Annotated in this window: 9 protein-coding genes and 1 pseudogene; 6 read left to right on the top strand and 4 right to left on the bottom strand. The window is 54.4% G+C overall.

Going from position 1 to position 8,024, the window contains the following annotated elements:
• Positions 1-164: 164 nt before the first annotated feature.
• Entirely contained in the window at positions 165-701 is a 537-nt protein-coding gene (locus IE105_RS15655) for a tyrosine-type recombinase/integrase (RefSeq protein ID WP_373299067.1), read from the bottom strand.
• 219 nt (positions 702-920) lie between these two features.
• On the opposite strand from IE105_RS15655, the gene IE105_RS08255 reads away from it, so the two are divergent.
• A complete protein-coding gene (locus tag IE105_RS08255) occupies positions 921-2,186 on the top strand; it encodes a SulP family inorganic anion transporter (protein ID WP_189497285.1) in 1,266 nt (421 codons plus the stop codon).
• Between the two features lie 15 nt (positions 2,187-2,201).
• Here IE105_RS08255 and IE105_RS08250 read toward each other — a convergent pair whose 3' ends face one another.
• Positions 2,202-2,342 (bottom strand): VIT1/CCC1 transporter family protein, encoded by a 141-nt coding sequence (locus tag IE105_RS08250; protein ID WP_233354063.1) that lies wholly within the window; start codon positions 2,340-2,342, stop codon positions 2,202-2,204.
• A gap of 45 nt (positions 2,343-2,387) precedes the next feature.
• Positions 2,388-2,744 (bottom strand): annotated as a pseudogene (locus tag IE105_RS08245) (DUF1003 domain-containing protein); the annotation flags it as partial.
• Between the two features lie 150 nt (positions 2,745-2,894).
• Between IE105_RS08245 and IE105_RS08240 the strand changes: the two are divergent.
• Complete coding sequence (locus tag IE105_RS08240) at positions 2,895-3,389, top strand: hypothetical protein (protein ID WP_189497281.1); 495 nt, start codon at positions 2,895-2,897, stop codon at positions 3,387-3,389.
• Here IE105_RS08240 and IE105_RS08235 read toward each other — a convergent pair.
• Complete coding sequence (locus IE105_RS08235) at positions 3,386-3,610, bottom strand: hypothetical protein (protein ID WP_189497278.1); 225 nt, start codon at positions 3,608-3,610, stop codon at positions 3,386-3,388. The genes IE105_RS08240 and IE105_RS08235 overlap by 4 nt on opposite strands.
• A 128-nt stretch (positions 3,611-3,738) precedes the next feature.
• Here IE105_RS08235 and IE105_RS08230 point away from each other — a divergent pair, with 128 nt between their 5' ends.
• From IE105_RS08230 to IE105_RS08215, 4 genes are read left to right on the top strand one after another with little or no spacing between them, the layout of a single operon-like run.
• Positions 3,739-4,125 carry a copper-binding protein gene (locus IE105_RS08230; protein WP_189497276.1) on the top strand — a complete coding sequence of 129 codons (387 nt, stop codon included), beginning with the start codon at positions 3,739-3,741 and terminating at the stop codon, positions 4,123-4,125.
• A 33-nt stretch (positions 4,126-4,158) separates the two neighbouring features.
• Positions 4,159-5,991, top strand: a complete 1,833-nt coding sequence (locus IE105_RS08225; RefSeq protein ID WP_189497274.1) for a copper resistance system multicopper oxidase — start codon at positions 4,159-4,161, stop codon at positions 5,989-5,991.
• Positions 5,988-6,809 carry a copper resistance protein B gene (locus IE105_RS08220; RefSeq protein ID WP_189497272.1) on the top strand — a complete coding sequence of 274 codons (822 nt, stop codon included), beginning with the start codon at positions 5,988-5,990 and terminating at the stop codon, positions 6,807-6,809. The genes IE105_RS08225 and IE105_RS08220 overlap by 4 nt, the downstream gene beginning before the upstream one ends.
• Before the next feature lie 9 nt (positions 6,810-6,818).
• The gene (locus IE105_RS08215) at positions 6,819-7,925 is read left to right on the top strand and encodes a DUF2231 domain-containing protein (protein WP_189497270.1); all 1,107 of its coding nucleotides are present in this window, start codon (positions 6,819-6,821) and stop codon (positions 7,923-7,925) included.
• Positions 7,926-8,024 lie beyond the last annotated feature (99 nt).

Below are 8,024 nucleotides of genomic sequence, written 5' to 3'. Positions count from 1 at the left end.
CCCTAATTTAAACTCTTCTGTATATCGAATGCGACTGCCCATAAGACACTCTCCTTGCTTCCAGTTTTACCCAACAAGGTGTCTACAAAGCTAGGGGCACATCACTCTACAGATAAACGAGAATGCCAATTTTTGTCACGAAGTTTAAAAGTCAGAGAGTCACTCTATTGTCGAAACAAGAACTTACCCCAGTCCGACATAAGATCCTTACGTTTTTCGAATAGATCGCTTCGAGCATAAGCTCGCTCCGTCATGTCGCCTCTGACATGGGCCAAAGCGACTTCTGAAACTTCCCTTGGAGCTCCCGCATAGTCGGAGCACCAATCTCTAAAAGAAGATCGGAATCCGTACGTGGTGAGGCCGTGTAAACCCATTCGCTTATATAATGCTGAAAACACCATATCAGACATGGTTTTGTTGGGCTTCGAGGCTGGAAACAGATAGGTCTCATCAAACCCCTTACATTGATTGAGTATTGTCATCGCTTGAGGCGAAAGCGGTATCCGATGGGGTCTTCCCATTTTCATCAGACTGGCCGGGATCGTCCATGTCTGAGTTTCAAAATTAATTTCAGACCTTTCAGCCAATCGCGTCTCACCAGACCGCGTCGCAGTCAGGATTAGAAATCGGAGAGCGAGAGCCGAGACCGCGTCTCGCGGCTCAATCTCTTTCATGAATGCGGTAACGTCGTTCCATGGCATCGCCTTGTGGTGCTTCGTCTTAGCGGTCTGTTTGATTAAAGCGTCAATCACGCCCATTTTCCAATGCCGGCCAATGAGCATAACTGCTTATGTGGAATTGCGTCCGCATGGATGGCGCGGTTTCCGTTCATGCGGGCGCAGCTGTCGTTAACGTTGGAGTCGCGACAATATCTCGCAGCGTAGCAGATGAAACCGTCTCAAAATGGTGTAAGCTAAACCATGCGAACGCCAAAAATCCTGACGACACTCAAGAGCTATAGCTGGTCGCTTTTTACGGCCGACCTCCTTGCGGGTCTGACCGTGGCGATGGTTGCGCTGCCGTTGAGCCTGGCGATCGCGATTGCGTCAGGCGCAGACCCTGCAAAAGGCTTAGTCACCGCAATTGTCGGCGGCTTATTTATTTCCCTCCTCGGCGGAAGTCGCGTTCAAATCGGCGGCCCAACGGGTGCCTTTATCGTTGTCGTGTTTGGCGTGATCGCTCAACATGGGTATGATGGGCTTGTTCTCGCGACTTTCATGGCTGGGATCATTCTGCTGATCGCGGGATATTTTCGGGCAGGGAACCTCATTGCTTTCGTGCCTGAGGCCGTCGTGAATGGTTTCACCATCGGTATCGGCATCATCATTGCGGCGAGCCAGTTGCAGGATTTTTTCGGGCTGACGGTCCAAAATATACCGGCTGACTTTTTGGAGAAAATTCCAGCCTTATGGGAGGGTCGAGAGACGCTCAACTTAGCGGCGCTTGGCATCGCGGCTTTGTCGTTGGCATTGATAATCGTATTGCGGCGTATCGCGCCTCGCTTTCCGGGGCTACTCATCGCGGTGGGAATAGGGTCGGCATTTGTCTATTTTATGAACATGCCTGTCGATACGATTCAATCGCGGTTCGGGGATTTGCCAAGCCAATTACCGCACCCGCAATGGCCTGATATGTCGCTCTCACGTATGGGCGATCTCTTACCGTCGGCCCTCATTATTGCCTTCCTCGCCGGAGTTGAATCGCTTCTCTCCGCTATGGTGGCGGATAAGATGATTGATGGGCATCATAGGCCAAATGCGGAGTTGTCCGCACAAGGGGTCGCCAATATAGCGTCCTCACTATTTTCTGGTCTTCCTGTAACCGGCGCGATTGCTCGGACGGCCACCAATGTCAAAGCGGGCGGAAAAACACCGGTGGCGGGTATTATTCATGCCATTATCATTTTGCTCGTCATGTATTTTGCGGCTCCGCTCGCAGGATATCTTGCCATGCCCGCGCTCGCGGCCCTTCTTGTCATAACGGCTTGGAACATGACCGAGCCGCACAAATGGCGCGACTATGCGCGGGGCCGCAAAAGCGATCTGTTTTTATTAGTGCTGACGTTAGGGCTAACGGTTGTCGTTGACTTGACGGTCGCCATTGGCGTCGGTGTTTCTGTGGGCTTAGCCTTACGCCTCAGTCGCCGGAAATCAGTTGAAAGCGATTGGACGCCCCCGGACAGGTAGTTTTTCAGTTCATTCTTATTGGGCCCGAGGGGCTTCATTATCAGCTTGAGTGCTAACAGAGACATATTCACACGCCGCCCTTGATAAGGTGCCGGTGACTAAGGCTGCGGTGCCTATGAGACGCAAAGTTTGATGTGACGCAGACGCGGCTGCCATCCTACCCCTGAGGCCTGTCGACAGGTTCTGTTCGGTCATCGACCCTTAGGCTTTCTTCCCGTCCAATAGTTTCTCCATCAATATGATTTGATGGGCTTGTATCTCGATTAAGGCCGTAATTTCGCTCTGGCGCATTTCATCCATTTTATTGTGCCGTTGCAAGATTTCCAATTCGGTTTTCAAATTGACTTCGTAATCATGTCCCGCGGAAATGCGATCCTTCTCGCTCTGGCGGCTTTGAGACATCATAATTATGGGGGCTTGAATGGCGGCCAACATGGATAAAATGAGGTTTCGGAATATGAACGGATAAACATCGAACGCGATGTATCCAGATACCGCTATTAGTGCATTGCTTCCGGTCCACAGCACTAAGGCAAAGAAAAATAAAATGATAAATGTCCAAGACCCGCCAAAACGGTTTTGAAGGTTTCAAGCCGTGCAGGCTGCGCGATGCAATAGACTGTCGAAGTTTATCCTGCGGCCACTCTTGCCAAGATTGACATATACGGGGGAAGGGTATAACTTGGTTGAGTAGGAGAGTTAAAATTTATGGCTCTAGGGCAGATGAAAGCGTTAATTTCGATAGCTGTCGCCACTCTGTTTGGCGTCATGCAGATCGTCTGTGCGTGTCTGCCAGCGGCGACATCTGCTGATTTATTACCAACGTCAGCGTCTTCACATACCTCGCATATGGCGATGTCCAAGGCTGGCATGTCGGCCCAGTCTCATGGTGAGCATTCAGCTCACGGCACGTCGATCATGGCGATGGATATGGATGATGCTGACCGTGAGTCCCGCGCCGACGACGACCATGACCATGCGATGGACTGTGTACATTGTGATACGGACCTCACGAATGCCTCAGTCAGTGATATTCCAACGCCCAGCGTTGTCGATGTCCCTCAGCCAGAGCTTGTCTTTGTCATGGCTGACCCCACACCGCGATACCGTGCGGGCATGGCGGCCACCAATCTGTCCGGGCTCCGATGGCGGGATCCGCCGCGATCGACGCCCGTTTCGCTGAACACACTCGCCCTCATTTAAATCACCGCTTGGCTAAAGCGTGACGGACCGTTTTGGCCGTCTCGCAAAGGGTCTTGCGCGGTTTTGTCTTCTGAGACTCCGCTCTTGACCCGTTTTCCGGCGGTGGCGTCGGGTCGTGGTGACGGAACCCCCATTTCTGCCTCTATTGTCCCTTCGCACCGCCGGTCTTTATCGACGGCGATGTGCGTCGTCGTGTTTTCCTCATTCAGGACATGACCCATGAATAACCACGTTTTTTCCGCGATGAAAATCACCGCGATGAGTTCGGCGACGGCCTTGCTGATGGCGACCTCTGCGTTCGCTCAAGACCCATAGCGGCCATGCCATGCCGCAGATGGACCCGTCACAAATGGATCACTCAAACATGCCGCAGGGCAGCCACGCAGACGTCATGGCGGCGCGCGCGCAGCATATGGTCGAAGCGCGCGGGACAGTTCGGCGCGTGAACGCAGCCCGCCGCGAAATCACGCTCCAACATGCGGCTATTCCGCAAGTCAGCTGGCCTGCCGCTGACATGATTTTCCCTGTCGGGCCGTCGATTGACCTCAGCCGCCTGTCCCCCGGCCAGCCTGTCCAGTTTACGCTGCACCGCGCCCCCAATGGCAGTCTTCCGCTTGTCGAGCTGTGTCCAGCGCAAGGGGTGCATGTCACCCCGGGGCTCTGCGCCGACGGCATGAACCACGGCGCTATGGACCACAGTAAGATGAACCACTCTGCTCACGGCACGCACGACTAATCTTTCACTACGATTTTTCGGAAAGGACACGACATGACATTCGATAGACGTCGATTTTTACAAACATCGCTGGGATCAGCCGCCGCGATTGGCGCGGCGGGCCTTTTGCCCGCGTGGGCCAGACCTGCATCAATGGGCAATATGGGGCTGCCCGCGCTAAGCGGCACTGACTTTGGCCTAACCGTCTCGAAGTTTCCTGTCCGCATTAATGGACGCAAGACGATGGCTACGGGCGTGAATGGGACGGTTCCCGCGCCCCTGATCCGTTTTCGGGAAGACACGCCGATCCGCTTGAATGTTCATAATGATCTAAATGTCGATACGTCGATCCATTGGCATGGGCTTTTGGTGCCATTTCACATGGACGGGGTTCCGGGTGTCAGCTTTCCGGGCATCAAGCCAAAGTCCAGCTTCACCTATGAATTTTCGGCGCCGCAAAACGGCACCTATTGGTACCATTCCCACTCCGGTTTGCAGGAACAAGTCGGTCACTACGGTCCGATTATTATCGATCCTAAAGGGACGGATCCGGTCGCCTATGACCGCGAATATGTGCTGGTTCTGGGCGATTGGACTTATACTGATCCGCACCATCTTTTCGCGCGTTTGAAAAAGAACGCGGAAAGCCTAAATTTCAATCAGTCAACGGTAAGTAACCCTAAAGGGCTCACAGGGATGTGGGGTGCGATGCGCATGTCGCCAAACGATCTCGCTGATGTCACGGGCGAAACCTACACCTACGTCATCAACGGGCACGCGACGGCGGATAATTTCAATATGGTGTTCAAGCCCGGCGAGCGGGTGCGGCTTCGTATTATCAACGCGGCGGCGATGACCTTATTTAATGTTCGGATGCCGGGCCTGCCGATGACCGTCGTGCAGGCTGATGGGCTGAATGTGCGACCCGTCGAGACCGACGAATTTCAAATGGGCGTGGCGGAAACCTACGACGTTATTGTCCAACCGACAGAGGCCAAGCCTTTTGCCTTCGTCGCCGAGTCGATTGATCGGTCCGGGCAAGTGGTCGCCACGCTCGGTCCGCGGCCCGGCATGCGGGCGGCTGAGCCGCGCATTCGCGCTGTGCCTGTCCTCACTATGAAAGACATGGGCATGGATCATTCCGCGATGGGCGGAATGTCCAGAATGGACCATGCTGGTATGGATAAGGCTGGTCCTGATACAGGGGCGATGTCCGGCGCAATGGACCATGCCGCGATGGGGCATGGAGATATGACCTCTGGACCCGACCCCTTTGGGCCGACGGTCCAACTCCCTCGCGTCGAAGCCGACCTCACGACCGGACCCGGCGTCGTGAATGTAGCCGCGATGCCCGTCAGCCGCTTGGATGAGCCGGGGATCGGGTTAGACACTGTTCCCCATAGAACCCTGACTTATGCCGATCTGCGCAGTCTTGACCCTAATCCCGATATGCGTGTGCCCGCGCGAGAAGTCGTCGTGCACCTTACGTCCAATATGGAACGCTACATGTGGTCCTTTGACGGGGTGAAGTTTTCTGAAATCACCAAGCCGATCACTTTTATGGAGGGTGAGCGCGTCCGCATGACGCTCGTGAATGATACGATGATGCCGCACCCGATCCACTTGCACGGCATGTTCTTTGACTTGGTCAATGGCGGGGGAAACCACCGTCCGCGTAAACACACGGTCGTTGTGAAACCCGGCGAGAAACTATCGACAGATATTTCTGCCGACCATGTCGGGGACTGGGCGTTTCATTGCCACCTCATGTACCACATGCATGCGGGCATGATGCAGGTCGTCAGCGTCCTGCCAAACCCAATGATGAGAAGAAACGATCCGGTCGATGCCGCTATGGCCCGTCAATCGACGGAGGATGCACCATGAGCGTCTTATCCGTGAGAGGGGTGGCCTTTACCATCCTCGGCGTGTCGGCGCTTGTCGCGCCTCTCAGCGCCCATGCGCAAAATGCCGATGCTGCTGAGCCGGACAAGCTCTGGTCCATGGCGGACCGCTATTGGGGCGAAGCGGTGATGGCTGAGGCCCGTGATGATCTACTCGCCGAGAATGGCGACATGAAAACGTCCATGTTGATGTTCGATCGTCTGGAATGGCAGGACACGGGCGGCGACGGCACATTGCTGTGGGATTTTCAAGGCTGGTACGGCGGCGACATCAACAAGCTTTATATCAAAAGCGAAGGCGAAGTGTCGCTTGAGGATGACGAGATTGAGGACGCCGAAGTGCAGGCGCTCTGGTCTCGCGCTGTCGCACCCTTCTGGGATGTGCAAGCGGGGATCCGTTATGATTTGGAACCCAAGGGTCGCACCCATGCCGTTCTCGGCATTCAGGGGCTGGCGCCTTATTGGTTTGAGGTTGATACGGCGGCCTTCCTGTCAACGGACGGTGATCTGTCTGCCCGCATAGAAGCGGAATACGACCTTCGCTTTTCGCAACGCCTTGTTTTGCAGCCTCGGATTGAAGCCAACCTTTCGGCACAGGATATTCGCGACATCGGCGTTGGTGCGGGTCTGAGCAGCATCGAGCCCGGTGTTCGCCTGCGCTATGAAATTCGTCGAACCTTTGCGCCCTATATTGGCGTCGAATGGCAGAAACAGTTTGGCAACACCGCCGACTTCACCCGCGCTGATGGCGGTGATGCTGACAATATTGTCGGAGTTATCGGTCTTCGGACTTGGTTTTAGGAGATTATCATGGGCGGATTTATTGAACCGAACATTCACCCCATCCTTGTTCACTTCGCCTATGCGCTCAGCTTGAGTGCATGGGCTGTCTATATCATGGGACGGATATTCCCCCCGGGGCCGAGGCGAGATCGCACTCAGCATGCCGGGGACTGGATGTTGGCTCTGGGGTCCATTGCCATCGTCGCGGCAATCGCAGCCGGGTTTTACGCTTATTACACGGTGGCTCATGACGGTCCGTCACATGCTGCTATGACCACCCATAGAAATTGGGCGGTTCCGTCTGGGACTGCGGTTCTTATTCTGGCAGTTTGGCGGTTTATTGAGCGGACCAAAGCGCCCAGTGCGATCTTCTTAGGTTTGCTCGCGGCCGCGACCTTGTCGCTGTCTGTTACGGCGTGGTGGGGCGGCAACATCGTCTACAAATACGGCATCGGCGTGCAGAGTTTGCCGACTGTGACTGGTGACGGTCACGATCATGAGCATGGTGCAATGCCAGACCATGAGACTGCGGGAGATATGGCAAACACCATGACGGCCCCTTTGGATCCGGAGCAGGGCGGTCATGATAATTCTGACGGGCATCATAGTGTTGATAAACCGGAAGCGGGTGTGCCGTCAGGGCACGAAAATAGCGATGGTCATCACGACCCTATGCCTATGATGATACCTTATGCGCACGATAATGTGGACGGGGATCATAATAGCGGGCCTGAAACGGTGGATGATCAGGCGATAAAATCCATCATCACAGCCATCCAAAAAGGGTGGGAAGACGGCGACGGAACACCGTTTCGAACACATTTCCTAGATTTTGACGGCGCGCGGTATTTTGAATCGGGGGGGCAGAACACCGGTTTGAGCGATCTGGTCGAAAATCATGTCGAGCCTGAAAAAGACTCGATCCCAGATTTGAAACTCGGCCTGTCTGACTTGAAAATCTATTATGAAGGTGACTTTGCTTGGGCTGTTGCCAGTACAACTGTGCAGGGGACGATTATAAAATCAGGTCGCGTTCTCGACAATACAGGCAAGCAGACGTGGCTATTCCGTAAAGTCGATGGGGCTTGGAAGGTTGTTCATACGCATTCTTCGTCCCGCGCTGCGCGAAATTAACGCCAAAAGACGGTTGTGAGCGCGTGAACGTTCGCAACCGGCGAAATGAAGCAATTAGTGGGGGTCGTTATGGTGAACCAAAGTAGAGTTTTTTGGAGA

The organism is Algimonas arctica (assembly GCF_014652695.1).
Lineage (GTDB): Bacteria > Pseudomonadota > Alphaproteobacteria > Caulobacterales > Maricaulaceae > Litorimonas > Litorimonas arctica.
This window is presented reverse-complemented; position numbering and strand designations above follow the sequence as displayed.